General features: G+C 72.3%; 16 protein-coding genes and 2 pseudogenes. 5 read left to right on the top strand and 13 right to left on the bottom strand.

What is annotated here, in order from left to right:
• Positions 1-29 precede the first annotated feature (29 nt).
• The 7 genes and pseudogenes from KMZ30_RS09765 to KMZ30_RS09795 form a co-directional block, all read right to left on the bottom strand.
• Positions 30-494 carry a pilus assembly protein TadG-related protein gene (locus tag KMZ30_RS09765; protein WP_215512742.1) on the bottom strand — a complete coding sequence of 155 codons (465 nt, stop codon included), beginning with the start codon at positions 492-494 and terminating at the stop codon, positions 30-32.
• A complete protein-coding gene (locus KMZ30_RS09770) occupies positions 491-916 on the bottom strand; it encodes a TadE/TadG family type IV pilus assembly protein (RefSeq protein WP_215512743.1) in 426 nt (141 codons plus the stop codon). Before KMZ30_RS09770 ends, KMZ30_RS09765 begins: the two co-directional genes overlap by 4 nt.
• A gap of 50 nt (positions 917-966) precedes the next feature.
• Positions 967-1353, bottom strand: coding sequence for a TadE/TadG family type IV pilus assembly protein (locus tag KMZ30_RS09775; RefSeq protein WP_308279716.1), 387 nt, complete (start codon positions 1351-1353; stop codon positions 967-969).
• A gap of 10 nt (positions 1354-1363) precedes the next feature.
• Positions 1364-1570: a hypothetical protein gene (locus KMZ30_RS09780; RefSeq protein ID WP_215512875.1), complete on the bottom strand. Its 207-nt coding sequence runs from the start codon at positions 1568-1570 to the stop codon at positions 1364-1366.
• A 19-nt stretch (positions 1571-1589) separates the two neighbouring features.
• Positions 1590-2519 carry a type II secretion system F family protein gene (locus tag KMZ30_RS09785; protein ID WP_215512744.1) on the bottom strand — a complete coding sequence of 310 codons (930 nt, stop codon included), beginning with the start codon at positions 2517-2519 and terminating at the stop codon, positions 1590-1592.
• Positions 2516-3385 carry a type II secretion system F family protein gene (locus tag KMZ30_RS09790; RefSeq protein ID WP_215512745.1) on the bottom strand — a complete coding sequence of 290 codons (870 nt, stop codon included), beginning with the start codon at positions 3383-3385 and terminating at the stop codon, positions 2516-2518. The genes KMZ30_RS09785 and KMZ30_RS09790 overlap by 4 nt, the downstream gene beginning before the upstream one ends.
• Positions 3382-3996 (bottom strand): annotated as a pseudogene (locus KMZ30_RS09795) (TadA family conjugal transfer-associated ATPase); the annotation flags it as partial. The gene KMZ30_RS09790 and the pseudogene KMZ30_RS09795, both read right to left, overlap by 4 nt.
• 22 nt (positions 3997-4018) lie before the next feature.
• Here KMZ30_RS09795 and KMZ30_RS09800 point away from each other — a divergent pair.
• Positions 4019-5410, top strand: a complete 1392-nt coding sequence (locus KMZ30_RS09800; RefSeq protein ID WP_215512746.1) for a recombinase family protein — start codon at positions 4019-4021, stop codon at positions 5408-5410.
• A 164-nt stretch (positions 5411-5574) separates the two neighbouring features.
• On the opposite strand, the gene KMZ30_RS22720 is transcribed toward KMZ30_RS09800, so the two are convergent.
• The 4 genes and pseudogenes from KMZ30_RS22720 to KMZ30_RS09820 form a co-directional block, all read right to left on the bottom strand.
• Positions 5575-6564, bottom strand: coding sequence for a rolling circle replication-associated protein (locus KMZ30_RS22720; protein WP_443678500.1), 990 nt, complete (start codon positions 6562-6564; stop codon positions 5575-5577).
• A 290-nt stretch (positions 6565-6854) separates the two neighbouring features.
• Positions 6855-7262 carry a hypothetical protein gene (locus KMZ30_RS09810; RefSeq protein ID WP_215512747.1) on the bottom strand — a complete coding sequence of 136 codons (408 nt, stop codon included), beginning with the start codon at positions 7260-7262 and terminating at the stop codon, positions 6855-6857.
• The gene (locus KMZ30_RS09815; protein WP_215512748.1) at positions 7262-7978 is read right to left on the bottom strand and encodes a hypothetical protein; all 717 of its coding nucleotides are present in this window, start codon (positions 7976-7978) and stop codon (positions 7262-7264) included. Before KMZ30_RS09815 ends, KMZ30_RS09810 begins: the two co-directional genes overlap by 1 nt.
• A 76-nt stretch (positions 7979-8054) precedes the next feature.
• Positions 8055-8681: pseudogene (locus tag KMZ30_RS09820) on the bottom strand (ATPase, T2SS/T4P/T4SS family); the annotation flags it as partial.
• A 148-nt stretch (positions 8682-8829) separates the two neighbouring features.
• Here KMZ30_RS09820 and KMZ30_RS09825 point away from each other — a divergent pair.
• From KMZ30_RS09825 to KMZ30_RS09835, 3 genes are all read left to right on the top strand, one after another.
• Positions 8830-12882: an FtsK/SpoIIIE domain-containing protein gene (locus KMZ30_RS09825; protein WP_215512750.1), complete on the top strand. Its 4053-nt coding sequence runs from the start codon at positions 8830-8832 to the stop codon at positions 12880-12882.
• Between the two features lie 115 nt (positions 12883-12997).
• The gene (locus KMZ30_RS09830; RefSeq protein WP_215512751.1) at positions 12998-13279 is read left to right on the top strand and encodes a type II toxin-antitoxin system RelE/ParE family toxin; all 282 of its coding nucleotides are present in this window, start codon (positions 12998-13000) and stop codon (positions 13277-13279) included.
• A gap of 16 nt (positions 13280-13295) precedes the next feature.
• Positions 13296-13589: a HigA family addiction module antitoxin gene (locus KMZ30_RS09835; protein WP_215512752.1), complete on the top strand. Its 294-nt coding sequence runs from the start codon at positions 13296-13298 to the stop codon at positions 13587-13589.
• A 98-nt stretch (positions 13590-13687) separates the two neighbouring features.
• Here the strand turns inward: KMZ30_RS09835 and KMZ30_RS09840 are convergent, their stop codons facing one another.
• Positions 13688-14023, bottom strand: a complete 336-nt coding sequence (locus KMZ30_RS09840) for a hypothetical protein (protein WP_215512753.1) — start codon at positions 14021-14023, stop codon at positions 13688-13690.
• Between the two features lie 376 nt (positions 14024-14399).
• Here KMZ30_RS09840 and KMZ30_RS09845 point away from each other — a divergent pair, with 376 nt between their 5' ends.
• Positions 14400-14648 carry a WhiB family transcriptional regulator gene (locus KMZ30_RS09845; RefSeq protein ID WP_030527568.1) on the top strand — a complete coding sequence of 83 codons (249 nt, stop codon included), beginning with the start codon at positions 14400-14402 and terminating at the stop codon, positions 14646-14648.
• 100 nt (positions 14649-14748) lie between these two features.
• Here the strand turns inward: KMZ30_RS09845 and KMZ30_RS09850 are convergent, their stop codons facing one another.
• On the bottom strand, positions 14749-16230 hold the full coding sequence (locus tag KMZ30_RS09850) for a sensor histidine kinase (protein WP_215512754.1): 1482 nt from the start codon (positions 16228-16230) through the stop codon (positions 14749-14751).
• Between the last annotated feature and the right edge of the window lie 2 nt (positions 16231-16232).

Consider the following 16232-nt stretch of genomic DNA (forward strand, 5'->3'; position numbering starts at 1 on the left):
GTCGACCCGCCGGCGACAGGGACTCTCGGTCAGTGAGCCAGCAGGTCGGAGCGGGCGCGCGAGGTGACGTGGACGGTGATGCTGACGCCGAGCTCTCGCAGCACGCCACCGACCAGCGGCAGCTCGGCCTCACCGCTGAGGTCGACGACGGCGGTGCGCCCGTCCGGGCTGCCGGTCGCGGGTCCGAGCCGCCAGTCGAGGACTCCGGTCGGACGCTCGACGGAGCCGAGGTAGGACGCGGCCCGCGCGCGCACCGAGGAGGTCGCGAGCGGTACGGAGTCACCGACACCCTCACGGTAGGCCCCCTCGTCGAGGGCCCCCGCCGCGGCGAGGGAGGCGCCGTCCGCCGCATCGAGCATCCGCACCCGCGCCAGGTGCGCCGAGGTCACCGCGACGGTCCCGGCGACGAGGGTCATCGCGACGAGGACGAGCCCGAGGAGGTACACCGTGATGGTCCCGTGCTCGTCGCGGACGAAGGGGTCGCGCGCCGTCACGGCAGCACCCGGAAGCGGTCGACGGTCGAGACCTGCGAGGCGGTGACCGGGACGCTGAGGGGCAGGGCGTCCTCGAGGAAGGCCGGCACGAGCGGCAGCGGGACCCGCACCGTGGCCGTCGTCTCGACACGACCGTCCGGCCGGAGGCACGGGGAGCCGTCGCACGCGATCGTCAGCGTCCCGGTGTCCTCGAAGCGCTGGTCCAGGAAGGAGATCCGCGCGGCGGCTCGTGCCCGGCTCGTGGCGTCCTCCCCCGCATCGGCCGTCACGTAGGCGCGTCCGGCCTCGCGAGCGGCCTGGCTCACGGTGAAGGCCCCTGCCTGGACCCGCCCGAGGGCGAAGACCAGGTACACGAGCGGTAGGAGCAGGAGCACTCCGAGCATGACGAACTCGACGACGGCGCTGCCGGACTCGCGACGCATCACCCTGCCCTCGGGGCGTCGCCGTGCGGCCGGCGCACGACGCGGGCGGCTCACTGGTCCTCCCGGAACGCCCGGCCGACGACGTCGAGGCGGCCCTCCGGCCCGAGCAGCCCCAGCACCGGCAGCGGTGCCACGACCTCGACCTCGACCACACGCACCCCCGAGACCGTGGACTCGCGTGCGCTCACCCACCGCGCGTACCGCGGCGAGAGCGAGGCACCGACGAGCGAACGGGTACGGAGCACGGCCTCTCCGGGGACGGCATCGGCCCGCGCACCGGCCCGGGCCCCCTCCGAGGCGCAGGAGATCAGCACGTTGCGGACGTGGAGCACCAGCCCCAGCTGGAGCAGGGCGAGGAAGATCGTCGTGAGCAGGACGGAGACCATCACGAAGTCGACGGCTGCTGCTCCGCGCTCCGACCGGCGAGGCCCGGACACGGCGCGCCGGTCAGCCGGTCACCGAGGACAGCGCGTTGCGGAACAGGTTCACGAGCTGCTCCCGCGCCACGGCCCAGAGCACCGTGACGAGACCCGCGGTCATGAGGGTGATGAGCACCCAGCCGGGGACGTCACCTCGTTCGGCCCGTCGCTCGGCCCGGTTCAGCGCACGGAAGGCGACGCCCTGCAGGCGGGCGGCGAGGTGGGTGGTTCTCATGGTCGTCCTCTCTCATCGGTCAGATCGTGAAGCGGAAGAAGGTGTAACCGGGGAAGACGAGGAACATCACGGTCACGGGCAGGATGAGGAACACGACCGGGACCATCATCGCGATCTCCTTCTTGCCCCCCGCCTCCATCAGTGCCCGGCGCCCCTCCTCCCGGACGTCCTGGGCCTGCGCCCGGAGCACGTCGGCCAGGGGCGTCCCACGCTGGACCGCGACCACCACCCCGTCGACGAAGCGCCGCAGGCTCGGCAGGCCGGTCCGGTCGGCCAGCCCCTGCAGCGCAGTCGGGAGGTTCGCCCCGGCGCGCGCGTCGGCGAGGCACCGTCGCAGCTCCGCCGCCAGCTCGCCCTGGGAGAGCCGGCAGACCCGCTCGAGGGCGCCGACCGCACCCTCGCCGGCCCCGACGGCCAGCGCGAGCAGCTCGGCGACGGTCGGGAACTCGGCGAGCATGCGGCGCTCTCGACGCACGGCGCGCACGGTCAGGAGGTAGTCGGCGCCGGTCACCCCGAGGCCGACACCGATCCCGGTGAGGAGGACGACGGTGAGCACCGAGCCGCCGCGCGCGAGGACCACGAGCGTGCCGGTGGTCGCGGTGACGACCGCCGCCCCGATCCCCCACAGCACCTGCTCCGCCCGGAAGCGGTCGACGTCGGCGGTCCCTCCCGCCCGCAGCTGACGGTTGCTGACGGAGGACGCACCCCCGAGCACCCGCTCGACGCCCCGACCCAGGTCGCGGAGCACGGGCGCGGCGACCGAGGTGAGCACCCCGCCGGTCGCACGGTCGTCGAGGAGCCGCGACGGCCGCGGTGTGTCGCGGAGGTAGGGCAGCACCCGGTCCGCGAGCCCACGACGGCGGTTGCGCGGCAGGCGGAACCACACGACCAGGAGCCCCACGCCGGCCACGAGACCGAGCAGGGCACCGATGCGGGCCAGGTCGCTCACCGCAGGACCCGCTGGTCCTCGGGCAGCCGCCCGATGCGCATCATCACCCAGTAGGCCACCGCCGTGACGAGCGCGCCGACAGCCAGCACCGCCGCCCCGAGGCTCGTCGAGTACGCCTGGACGGACTCCGGGCGCGTGGACATCATCGCGAGGACGGCCCAGGGCGCGGCCACGGCGAGGCGGGCCGCGTTGACCGTCCACGACTGCCGTGTCTCGAGCTCGGCCCGGGTGCGGGCGTCCTCGCGCAGGAAGCCGGAGAGCGTGCGCAGCAGCCGTCCGAGGTCGTTCCCGCCCACCTCGCGCGCGATGCGCAGGCTCTCGACGAGTCGGTCGCCGACGGGGTCGCTCAACTGCTCCTTGAGGCGGTCGAGGCAGTCGGAGAAGCGACCGGTGAGCCGGTAGTCCTCGGCGAAGCGCCGGAACGGCTCGCGCAGCTCCTCCGGACCGCGGTCGCCGAGCTGGGCCAGTGCCTCGGGCAGGGCCATCCCGGCGCGGACGGCCGACACGATGTTGTCGACCGCCTCGGGCCAGAGGTCGCGCAGCACCGCGCGGCGCTTCCGGGCCCGACGCCGGACCACCAGAAGCGGCAGCGCTCCCGCCATCGCCGCGAAGCAGACGGCGATCGGCAGCACCCCGATGACGAACCATCCGAGCGCCAGGACGAGGACGAACGCGACGACGCACGAGCCGAGGAGCGTCCGGACGCCGAGGCCGCGAAACCCCGCCTGCACGACCTCGTCGCGCAGCACCTCGACCGGACCGGCGAGGTGGCCCCGGCGGCGCTCGCCCGGCTCGGGCACCCAGCAGCTCCACCAGACGAGGAAGGCACCGACGCCGAAGGCCAGCCCCGGGAGCAGCCCGCTCACGACGGGCCCCGCGCCAGCAGCGCCGCGAGGTCGTGGCCCGCTCGCTCGAACCGCTCCTCGTGGGGCGGGAACCCGTCGGCCCGCACCAGCTCCCCTCCGCGACGCACGAAGAGCTCGGCGATCTCGACGACGTCCTCCTCCGCGCGACCCGGCACGGCCACGATCTCGCGGACGGTGCGGCGCCCGTCCCGCTCGAGGGCGGCGTGCACGACGAGGTCGATGGACGAGGCGACGGTCGGGACGACGAAGCGAGCCGAGACGTTCTCACCGGCGAGCAGCGGCAGGGTGCACATCTTCGTCACCGCCTCGCGAGCGCTGTTGGCGTGGATCGTGCACATGCCCGGCAGGCCCGAGTTGAGGGCGATCAGCAGGTCGAGGCTCTCGGCCTGGCGCACCTCACCGACGATGATCCGGGACGGCCGCATGCGCAGCGCCTCCTTGACCAGCCGTCGCAGAGGGACCTCCCCCGTCCCCTCGAGCGACGGTTGGCGGCACTGCATCGCCGCGACGTCGCGGTGCGGGATGCGCAGCTCGAAGACCTCCTCGCAGGTGACGACGCGTTCGCGCGCGGGCACCGCGGACGCCAGGCAGTTGAGGAGGGTGGTCTTGCCGACTAGTCGTTAGTCTGCCCCCATGCCCGCAACCCCCGCGATCTACGCCCGCATCTCTCAGGACCGGGGCGGTGAGGGTCTTGGCACGCAGCGCCAACTGGCCGACTGCCGCGCCGAAGCGGAGCGCCGCGGATGGCCCGCGCCGGTGGAGTACGTCGACGATGACACGTCCGCGTACAGCGGGAAGGTCCGTCCGCAGTACCGGGCGATGCTCGACGCGATCCGAGCCGGGGACGTTGACGCGGTCGTGGTTTGGCACATGGATCGGTTGCACCGCAGACCGATTGAGTTGGAGGAGTTCGCCGACACCTGCACCCGGGCCGGGGTCAAGGACGTTGTGACGCTGCACGGCGAGTTCGACCTGGGCAGCGGTGACGGCCTGCTCGTGGCACGGCTCATGGCAGCGGTCGCCGCGAACGAGTCGGATGCGAAGTCCCGGCGCACGAAACGCAAGCAGCGGGAACTCGCCGAGCGCGGCCTGCCCTCCGGTGGCGGGATGCGCCCGTTCGGGTTCACCCCCGACCGGCTACACCTGGACGAGGCCGAAGCGGCCACCATCCGCACCCTCGCCTCCCGCCTGTTGGCCGGTGAGCCGTTGGTCAGCCTCGTGCGGTGGCTGCAGGACAGCGACATTCACACCGTCACCGGCAAGGAGTGGCGCACCACCACGGTCCGCAACCTGCTGCTATCCCCCCGGATCGCCGGGCTGCGCGAGCACCAAGGTCAGGTCATCGGCAAGGCCGCGTGGCCAGCGATCATCACCGAGGAAGACCACGCCCGCATCGTCGCTCTGTTGAAGGACCCGGCACGACGCACCAACCGCAGCGCCCGCGCCTACCTGCTGTCCGGGCTGCTGCGCTGCGGCAAGTGTGGCTCCAAGATGGTCACCGGCCGCAGCCGGGACCGCCGCCGCTACATGTGCAGGACCGGACCGGACTTCGGAGGCTGCGGCGGGACGATGATCAGCGCCAGCGTCGAAGAACTGGTGGCCGAGGCCGTGCTCTACCGGCTCGACACCCCCGAACTCGCGGCAGCCATCGACGGCCAGCAGCGGAAGGACGAGAACAGCGCCGCCCTGTCGGAGTCCATCGCCGCCGACGCGGCGCAGCTGGAAGAACTCGCCGGGCTCTACGCCGCCAAGGCCATCACCGGCCCGGAGTGGGTCACCGCCCGCACCGCCATCGACGCCCGGCTGAAGGCCAACCGTGCCCGGCAGGCCAGCCAAGCCGGCTCGACCGCGTTGGCCGGCCACATCGGCAACGCCAGCGCCCTACGCCGTGAGTGGCCGCAGACCAACCTCAGCCGACAGGTCCCCATCGTGCGCGCCCTCATCAGCCACATCACCATCCACCCCGGCACCCCAGGAGTGCGGACCATCGACCCGGCCCGGGTGGGCATCACCTGGCGCGTGTAAGCGCAGCGGGTGGGGAGCGGCCGCGCTGCCGCGCTTGGGCCCCTCCCCTCCCGCTTCCGCCGACAACGAGGCCACCTGACGCAGCACGACGGGATCGGACACGAACACCGGCACCCCCGAGGCCTCACACGTGGCAGCCACCCACGCCGCCAGCGCCTCCCGCTCTAGCCGCGCCACTGGACCCACACCGTCGGAGGGCCCTGCCACCCCTCGGCCTCATCCGAGGACCAGAACACATCCGGGGGGCCACCCATCGCACCGGCCGCCGCCTCGAGCACCTCATCCCGCGAGGCACCCTGCAGCAGCACCCGCTTGGGCGTGTATCCCTGCGCGACGTCGAACCGGTGCAGCCCCTTGGGTCGCTTCACCCCGGCCGCGTCGTCATCGAAGGACTTGCCCACGTACTTCGACAGGTAGCCCGCCGCCTTGCGCGACTGCGCGAACGAGCCCGACCCGACCGGCAGGTCCCCCAGCAGTTTGATGTGGACGAAGCCGCGACCCCAGGCACGGTCGATCTTGCCCCGAGCGATGAAGTCACCCACAGCGAAGTGCAGGTGCAGCCCGTGGCCGGACTTGTGCCACTCCGGCACCCACACATACGGGAACGGCTTCCCACCGGTCTCCGCACGCAGCCTCCGGAAGAACACCCCCACGTCCGCCCGCGCCTGCCGAGGGTCATGCACCCCAGCCCCCGCATACGTCAGCGTCCCCAACCGGTTCAACCGGTTCGCGGCGCAGTAGCGGCGCATCCGCGAGCGAGCACGCCGCCCCGCCTCCTCCCGCGCCCGCTCAGGGTCCGCAGCCGGACCAACCCGCACACCCGGCGGACGCGGACGCGAGGACACGAAAGAGCCCCCCGCCTCCCCCGCCGCAGCACACAAGGACAACTGCCACCCCTTGAAGGTCGGTGGCTCACGCAGCAATGACGACGACACGACAAATCGCTCCACAAGACGAAGGCGAAGCCCCCAGGACATGCGAAAGACCGGGAGCCATGGGCTCGACCGGTCTCGTTTGTCGTCATCACGGGCGACCTCAGACCCCTGCGGATGGGCCTGCTGCCGTGCTCCCGTCACCCTGCGAGTTCGTGTCGTGGACGTCTGCGTATGCGTCCGGTTGTGACTCGCTTTGCACCCCGCGGCTGGGGAATTCATGTGTAGTAGTTAGTTCGCCCCCGGTCAGAGGCGCCGCACACACATCAGAGCACGGGAACTACACACGTGTCACCTCAGCCGTTCGGCTCACCTTTGCGGCCGCCGACCCGCCGCGCCAGTCTCTGACGGCTCCCCCGCCCGTCAAGGGTCCGCTACGCCGCTGCGCGCCCTTGACAGGCTCCACCGCCGCTCAACGACAGCCGCTATGGGTCGCCAGCCTCCCTGTGGTCCCGGGAACGAGTTGTGTTGCTAGTTCAAGTCAAGTGCGCGGCTGCGCCGCGCACTTCACGTCAGAACGGCGGCTCCTCCTTGCCATCCGTCCGCACGACGATCTCACACGCTTCCCCACGGTTAATGAAGACGAAATCGATCTCATCGGCGAACTCGTCATCAGTGAAACGCTTCTTTTCCGGAGGGGCACCCCACGCCGGGGCAGCCTCGGGATCATGCAGCCGCGCAATGGAGTATTTGTCGGCCACGCTGGACACCTTCAACATGACGCGCACATAGCGGACGGAGCCTAGGTGTTCATTGGTATCGGGGTCTTTGATATCTACATCTCGAAAAAGTCGAGCAAGAGAGTTTCTGGTCACCCCCTGATTGCTCCCTGCATTGATCGCGATATCGTAGTCGCTGGTTATTTGGGCAACCTTCGCCCGAATAATGCGAACTGGGGTGCCGCTCAGCCTTTCATCCATCATGCTTCCTCCACCAATGTCTGGTCATGTCCTTGGGAACGTTTGTGAGGCCTGGTGCCCGGCACCTGTATAGGAGTTGGCGCCGCCGTAAGCCTGGCTGTGTTCGGTGGCGAATCGTCTAGGGTTGCGCGCTCCTCCAACTTGGACCAGAAATCCGGCACTGCCCGCGAGATGACCGCAAGTTGAGCTGTGCGACCCTCTCTATCAACCTCGACAACCTCAACCGTTCCGAACACCGTGTTGCTCGATTTTGCTTCCACCTGATATCGGGATCCCACACTCGCGGGGCCCTTCGGAGGACCAGCCCAAGTCGCCACCAGACTCAAACCTTTCTCCGTCACAACCACCGACTGCAATTTAAGAGCGCAGGCGGTAGCCAGTATTGATCCATAGAGCGCGCGCGCACCCTCCTCCACACCTTTGGCATGCGCAGCCTCAGCCTCCTTCTGCAATGTGCGCACGCGGCTCTCGGCATCATCCGCCCGTACTTTTTCGTCCGTCGCCTCTTTCAACAGGCGATTGTAATTCTTGATTCGGTTAGCCCAATCGAAAAACTTCTTACCGTAGACGCGGGCAAACGTGATCGCGGCCGCCGCCGGCACGGTTACCCAAAAGATCCAGACTCGGTCAATTTGATCGGCAGCGAGATACAAACCAACGATGGAGGCGATAGCGAGAAAAATAGCCAAGAACTCTGACGCGACCTTGCGAACCAACCGAATCCACCCCTCTCCTACTTTGCGCTGACAGTACCCTGCGGCGCGCTCGTCGGCTGAGGAGGCATTAGGAGTTTGTGGGGTTGCCCGCCTGCGTCCCGCCGGACACGAGGATGTTGAGACCGGCCGTGACGGCGGCCTCGAGGAAGCGCGCCGCCTGTGCGCCGAGGCTCCCGAGCCGCACGAGGTCGTCCATCGAGTCCGCCTTGACGACGAACTTGCGGACGTTGACGTACCAGTGCTCGCGCGTGATGTCGGGGATGACCACGTGCAGCCGGCTACCGTCCGGCAGCACGGCGTCGACGAACGGTGAGCTGAGGTCGACCCGGCGTCCGGACGACTTGAGCATCCGCTCGACGAGGTCACGGACCTCGTCGGCGGTGAGGAGCGTGGTCGTCAGCTCCGCGACGCCGTCCCGCGCGACGAACACGCGTGACGGCTCGTTGACCCAGATCTCCTCCACCTGCGGGTCGTCGAAGTACTGCTGCAGGGGACCGAACCCGACGACGCTGTCCCACACCGCTCTCGACGCGGCGGCCAGGTCGGGGATGACGGCCATCCCCCCGTGCATGGAGCGTTCGTCGTAGTCGTTCACGGCGTCCTGCACGAGCCGACGCACCGCCGGCTCGTCGCGGAGGGGGTCGAGGTTGGAGCGCCGGATCAGCTCACGGACCTCCGTCTCGAGCGCACGCACGGCATCCATCTCCGGCCCACCCCCTTTCCCGCGGACCGCCCCCGGCCCGTGCTCTGGGGTACACCCAAGCACCGCGCGGGCCCGGAGCGCGACCCCCGTTCCGCACCCTGTGGAAAACTCGACGGCCGGGTCGGAGGACACGTCTAGCGTCCCGGACATGGAGCTCACCGCCACCGTGCACCTGCCGCGACGCCACGAGGCGATCGGGGTCGTGGTCGCGTGGAGCGGCGCCGCGACGGCAGGCGACCTCCAGCAGGCTTTGGCGGAGCACCTCGGCGTCCCCGTCCCCGGACTCCTCCACGACGGGGAACGGGTGCCCGCGTCCGCCCGGGTCGGCACACCGCCCCTGCTGCACGGCGTCTCGCTGGTGGTCCCCGACACCGTGGCAGGCCCGGCGCCCGCGGCCGACGGCCGGCTCACGAGGGCAACACCCCCGGCGCTGCTTCTCCTCACGACGGTGGGGGGCCCCGACGCCGGGCGCGCGGTGCCGTTACGTCCACCCGGCCTCAGCGTCGGGCGCTCCGAGCTCGCCGACCTGTGCCTGGCGGACCCCTCCCTCAGCCGACTTCACTGCCGCATCGAGGCCGACCACTCCGGCGTCCGCGTGCGCGACGACCACTCGACCAACGGCGTGATCGTGGACGGCGCCCCGCTGGAGGGCGACACCGAGATCGACACCTCCTCCGAGGTCCGCGTCGGCGCCACCACCCTGCGGCTGCGGCGGGCGGCGGCGCCGGGGCCCCCGCGGGACCATCCCGGCGACGGGACCGCACGAGTCCCGGTGTCCCCGTCACCCATCGCCCCGCGGACCGCCCCGACCGTCACCGCTCCACGTGCCCCCACGCCACCGGTCCGTGCCCGGCTGCCCTGGGTGGCGGCCCTGGCTCCCGTGCCGGTCGTCGTCGGGCTGGCGTTCTTCCTCGGCGCCCAGGTTCTCGCGTTCGCGCTGCTCGGACCCGTCGTCCTGCTGAGCACCGGCGTCGGTGACCGGCTCGGTGGCCGGCGACGTCACCGCCGGGCCCTCGCCGAGCACGCCCTCGCGCTCGCCCGTCATCACGACACCGTCGCAGCGGCCGTCGCGGCCGAGCGACTCCGGCTCCTCACCGGCCTCCCCGACGCGCACCAGGTGCTGATCACCGCGGAGCGGGGCGGTGGCGGACTCTGGCACGGCGTGGACGGGCCGGTGCTGCGGCTGGGGCTCGGTCAGGTCACGGCCGAGCTGACGGTCGTCGACGACGCGGGCGAGGCGCACCATCCCCTCCTGCAGGACGCCCCGGTGGCGCTCGACCTCGGTCGGGTCGGGTCGCTGCACGTGCAGGCTCCCCCCGAGGTCGGCGCAGCCGTGGTGCGGTCCCTCGTCGGACAGGTGCTCGTCGACCAGCCACCGCGGTCCCTGTCGGTCGAGGTGCTCGAGCCGGGCGAGCCATCCGCCTGGACGACCCTGTGGCTGCTCCCGCACGCCGCGAGCCCCGGACGGCGCCTGCTCGTCGTCCCGGACGTCACGGCACCCGGTGCCACCGCCCGCGTCGCCCGCGTCCTCGACGACGGAGGCCTCGTCCTCTCCGGTGGCGCCGGGCCCCCGCCGACGGTCGGCGGCGCGGTGCTGCGTCATCGTGGTGGTGGGCGGTACCTCCTCGAGCACGCGGAGACGGTCACCGAGCTCATCGCCGACGGGACCTCCGACGGGTGGCTCGAGCGGGTGGTCCGCGCGCTGGCGCCGCTGCGCGAGGTCGAGCCGGGCCGCGCCGACCTGCCCGCGACGGCGAGAACCGGCGACCTCCTCGGGCTCGGCACCGACCCCGGAACCGTGCTGTGTCGCTGGGCCACCTCGGCGGGACCGACCGCCACCATCGGTGTCGACGAGCACGGCCCGTGGCGCCTCGACCTGCGGACGGACGGACCTCACGTCCTCGTCGGCGGCACCACCGGGTCGGGGAAGTCCGAGCTGCTGCGCGCCCTCGTGACCGGCCTGGCCCTCGACTCGGCCCCCGACGACGTGACCCTCCTGCTCGTCGACTTCAAGGGCGGGGCGGCGTTCGGCCCCTGTGTGGACCTGCCCCACGTGGTCGGCCTCGTCACCGACCTCGACACGCATCTCGTCGACCGGGTGCTCGACTCCCTCGCCGCCGAGCTGCGCCGCCGCGAGCAGGTGCTCGCGGACCTCGGCGCCTCGGACCTCGACACGGCACGCCGGCTCCGCCGACCCACGGGCGAACCCCTCCCCCGGCTCGTCGTGGTCGTCGACGAGGTGCGCGCCCTCGTCGACGAGCACCCTGACGCGATCCGCACCCTCGTGCGCCTGGCGGCCCAGGGGCGCTCGCTCGGCATCCACCTCGTGCTGGCGACCCAGCGTCCGACGGGGAGCCTGGGGGCCGAGATCCAGGCCAACGTGAGCCTGCGGATCGCCTTCCGCCTGCGCGACTCGGCCGACTCCTGCCTCGTCGTCGAGTCCGGCGACGCCGCGGCCATCCCGGCCGACCGGCCCGGCCGCGGCGTGCGCCGGGGCGGTGACGGCGTCCTGCACCCGTTCCAGGCCGCCCTCGTGGCCCCGGCCGACACGCTCCGGCGGCACGTCCGGGTCCGAGCCGCATCCGGCCACCCGGACCCGGCGCGAGTGCGCAGCGCGCCGGCCACCTCCCCGTCGGGGACGGGAGCCGCGCCGGAGCGTGATGCGGAGGTCCGCGCCGTGGTCGACGTCGTCCGGCGAGCAGCGGAGGCGCTCGGGACGCCCCCGCCACGCCGTCCGTGGGTGCCGCCGCTGCCCGCCGTCGTCCCCGTCGCCGAGCACCTGCCCGGCACGGTGGCCCTCGTCGACGAGCCCGACCGCCAGCGTCGCTCCACCTGGGCCTGGTCGCCCGGCACACCGACCTGGCGTGTCGTCGGCCCGTCACGCAGCGGGCGGAGCGCGACACTGCGTGCGATCGTCCTCGCGGCCAGCGCAGCGCACCCCGGGCCGCTCGAGCTCCAGATCATCGCGCCGCCCGGCCTCGACGACCTGTCCTCCCTCCCGCAGGTCGGCTCGGTGGTCGACCCGACGGACCACGTGGGCGTCGACGCGCTCCTGTCCCGTCTGGAGCAGACGTCGAGAGCCGACGCGCGGACCGCCACGCTGCTCGTGGTCGACGGGGTCGACCGCCTCGACGGCGACCCCGGCCAGGTGGCGACCGGCGGCGAGCGCGTGCTGCGCCTCGTGCGCGACACGGACGTGCACGGCCTGCTGACCGGAGGACGGGAGCTGCTGCGTCCGACCTGGGCGGCGCTCGGCGGCGAGACCCTCCTGCTGGGCCGACCCGACCCGCTCGATGCCGCCCTCCTCGGCCTGCCGGCCACACCGCCGACGGTTGCCGACGTACCCCCCGGCCGCGGATGCCGGGTCAGCGATCGGCGCGAGGTCCAGGTCCTCCTCGCCGGACCGGCCGACGTCGCCGCCGTCGGCCGCGGCGGGTCGGCCGCCTCCACGCCGGCGACACCGCCGTGGACCTACAGGCCGCTCCCGGCGCGGGTGGACCGCCGCACCGTCGCCCCGGGGTCGGCCCCACCGGGGCGGGACGAGCTGCTCATCGGGGTGGCGGGGCCCCAGTCCGCCCCCTGCGCCTGGCGCCCGTCGGACCACGGCCGGTCACTCCTCGTGACGGGCCGCGCCCGGTCCGGCCGGACGACGGCCGTGCGCGTGCTCGCCACCTCCGCCGCCGACGGTGGCCGGCCCCTCGTGCTCCTGACTCCCCGACCGTCGGCCACGACGTCCTCGGTCGCTGCAGACCGGTGTCCCGTGCTCGGGCCGCTGGACACCGACCGGCTCGTCGCGCTCCGGCGGGAGAGCACCGACCTGCTCGTGCTCGTGGACGACGCCCACCTCTTCGACGACGCTCCCGTGCTGCCGGTGCTCGAGGAAATCGCGTCGCTCCTCGACCGGGACGGAGGTGCGATGGTCGTCTCGTCACCGACCCGGGCGCTCGCGAGCCGGCTGCGCGGGCTCGACGTCTCCGTGGCCCGGCGCGGCGCCGCGTTGCTCCTGCAGCCGACCGCCGACGACGCCGCCCTCGTCGGGATACCGCGGCCGGCACTGGCCCGGGCCGCGGGAGGACCGCCGGGTCGTGGCCTCCTCGTCGTCGAGGGTGCGGCCACCCCGCTGCAGGTCCTCACGGACGACCCGTGGCACACCGACGGCGCGGCGTCCGCCCTCGGCGGTGGGGCTACGGGCGCAGCATGACGTCGGCGCCGTCTGCCGTGCCGTGGGACGAGCACGCCGGCGGCCGCGTCCATCGACCTTCGGAGCCGCTGTTCGCGGCTGGTCAGCGCATAACGCGTGGCGTTATGCTCGTCCAGTGATCAGGTCGTTCGGGGACACGCCCACCGAACGGCTCTGGGCACGACAGCACACCAGGACGCTGGATCCCCGCATCGAACGTGTCGCGCTCCGCAAGCTCGTCATGCTCGATGCGGCCGAGGTCCTGGACGACCTCACGGTGCCACCGGGCAACCGGCTGGAAGCGCTCAAGGGCAACCGTGCGGGTCAGCACAGCATCCGCATCAACCAGCAGTGGCGCATCTGCTTCGTGTGGACCCCCGCCGGTCCCGAAGAGGTCCAGATCGTCGACGACCACTAGCCCGAAGGAGGCACCCATGGCGACCATCGCGCCCATCCACCCCGGAGAGGTTCTCCTCGACGAGTTCCTCGCCCCCTTGGGGGTCACCCAGCACCGGCTGGCGGTCTCCATCGGCGTCCCTCCGCGGCGGATCAACGAGATCGTCCACGGCAAACGCCGGATCACCGCCGACACCGCCTTGCGCCTGGCTCGCTACTTCGCCACCACCGACCGCTTCTGGCTCAACCTGCAGACCCGGTACGACCTCGAGCTCGAGAAGGAACACCTCGGCGAGGCGCTCGACCTCATCCAGCCGCTCCGGAGCGCCTGATCCCACGTGCCGCCCGTCGGTGCAGAAGGCCAGGCGGCCACTTGGTCGGTGCTGCGGCGACCATCCTTCGACTGGGTCGCGGTCCGCTGGGGACGACGTCAGGCGGGGTCGTCGAACTCCACGTCCGGCACGCGCGCCAGCAGCGCCGCCCCGAGCGTGGCCAGGGCGAGGGCCAGGACGCCCCATCCGAGGCCGGTGCGCCCGGCCTGGAGGATGCTCGCGCCGACCGGCAGGAGCAGCAGGTCCCAGACGACGGTCGGCGTCCTCGGCCAGCGGCGCTCGCCGAGCCAGCCCTTGGCGAGCAGCCCGAGGCCGACGGCGCCGAGGAGGATGAGCAGGGCCGACATCACGACCCGGCCGGCGTCGCTGCCCTCGCCGATCGCGAGCTCGTAGACGTAGAACACGGCGAACCCGAGCAGCGCGAGCGACTGCACGCCACAGAGGGTGGCGGCGACGCGTCGGGGCCCGGGCGTGGGCGCCGGGGCCGCGTCGAAAGGCGGTTGCGGAGGCACCGCAGCAGCCTAGGCGAGCGCTACGCTCGGGCGTCGCGTGGTCCTACCCCACCCCTCGGGAACACGTGGCCCCCGTCCACCCGTTGAGCCGTGGTGAGCACCGACACCCGGAACGACCGGGGGTATCCCCTAGCCGCGATTGGGTACGTCACGGTAGAGTAACGCCACGGACGTCTGTGCGAAACACGTCCGTCACCGGGCTGCAAGGGCGCATCCCACCGCATGACGAACCCTGCAGCCCACCCCTCACTGCCGGTGCTCGACCGACTTCTGTGACCCCGACCAAGGAGCTCCATCCATGGATTGGCGCGACCGCGCTGCCTGCCTCGACGAGGACCCCGAGCTGTTCTTCCCGATCGGGAACACCGGCCCGGCGATCGCTCAGATCGAGGAGGCCAAGGCTGTCTGCCGTCGGTGCGAGGTCCTCGACACCTGCCTCAAGTGGGCGATCGAGTCCGGCCAGGACGCCGGCGTCTGGGGCGGCATGTCCGAGGACGAGCGCCGCGCCCTCAAGCGTCGCAACGCCCGCGCCCGCCGCGCCGGCTGAGCAGGGGCGACGCAACCGCCCCCACGACACCGGCGCCCGCCGCGCCGGCTGACGACAGCCCCCACCAGCACCACCGCCTGCGCCCGCCCGGCGCCGCGAGTCAGCGGCCGCCGAGCGGGCGCAGCTTTGCGACGAACTCCACCTTCGTCCCGTGCGGCTGCGTGTTCTCCCAGCGGATGCGCCCGCGCAGGTCCTGGACGAACGAGGTGACGATCTTCGTGCCGAGCCCGGCCATCCCCGGCCGGAAGCCCGCGGGCAGGCCGGCGCCGTCGTCGGTGACCGACACGGTCAGCTCGTCGCCGCCGTCGGCCGGCCGACGGTCGACCTTGACGACGATCGACCCGTCGCGGTCCTCGAGCCCGTGCTCGATGGCGTTCTGGACGAGCTCGGAGATGACCATCGCCAGCGCGGTCGCGTCCTCGGCGCGCACCCGCCCGAACGAGCCCTCGAAGCGGCTGTCGACGTGGTGCTCGCGCACCGCGACCTCGACGACCGCCCGCAGGCCGCGCAGGGCGATCTCGTCGAACGACACGGTCTCGTCGAAGCCCGACGACAGCGTCTCGTGCACCGTCGCGATGACCGCCACCCGGCGCACCGCCTCGTTGAGGGCGGCCCGTGCGTCCTCCTGGGGCACCCGACGCGCCTGGAGGCGCAGCAGCGCGGCCACCGTCTGGAGGTTGTTCTTGACCCGGTGATGGATCTCGCGGATCGTCGCGTCCTTGGTCAGCAGCTCCTGCTCGCGCCGGCGCAGCTCCGAGACGTCGCGCAGGAGGATCATCGCGCCGGTCCGCACCCCGTTGAGGGTGAGCGGGATGGCGCGCATCGTCACCGTCGCGCTCGCCGTCTCGACCTCGGTGCGCCAGGACGCGCGGCCCATGACGACGACGGCCAGCGACTCGTCGACCGCCCGCTCCCCCGCCGCGACGAGGTCGGTGACGACCTTGGCGAGCGTCTCGCCCATCACGTCGCCGACGTGGCCCATCCGGTGCACGGCCGAGACCGCGTTGGGGCTGGCGTAGCGCACGACGCCGTCGGGGTCGAGGTGGATGACGCCGTCGCCGACCCGCGGGGCGCCGCGGCGCAGCCCGGTCGGGGCCGACGGCGAGGGGAACTCGCCCGTGGCGACCATCCGCAGGATCGAGTCCGCGAGGTCGCGGTAGGTCAGCTCGAGGCGGCTCGGGGTGCGCCCGCCGGTGAGGTTGGTGTGCCGCGTGACGACCGCGATGACCCGCTCGCCGCACAGCACCGGCACGGCGTCCTCGCGGATCGACATGTCCTCGCGGACCGTCGGCACGGGCGCCGCGACGATCCGGCGCTGGCGGGCGGCGTTGTCGAGCATCGCCGCCCGCTGGCGGGTCGAGCCGCGCCCGACGATGTCGTCGTAGAACACCATCGGGCCGGTGTTCGGGCGCACGTGCGCGACCGCCCGCCAGCCGTCGAGACCTCCGCGCACCCAGAGGACGAGGTCGGCGAACGACAGGTCGGCGACGAGCTGCCAGTCCCCCGCGAGGAGGTGCAGCCACTCGGACTCCGTCGGCTCGAGGTCCGACGTCGTCCGCAGCATCTCGGCGAGCGTGCTCACGC

The organism is Phycicoccus mangrovi (assembly GCF_018729305.1).
In the GTDB taxonomy this organism is placed as follows: domain Bacteria; phylum Actinomycetota; class Actinomycetes; order Actinomycetales; family Dermatophilaceae; genus Phycicoccus; species Phycicoccus jejuensis.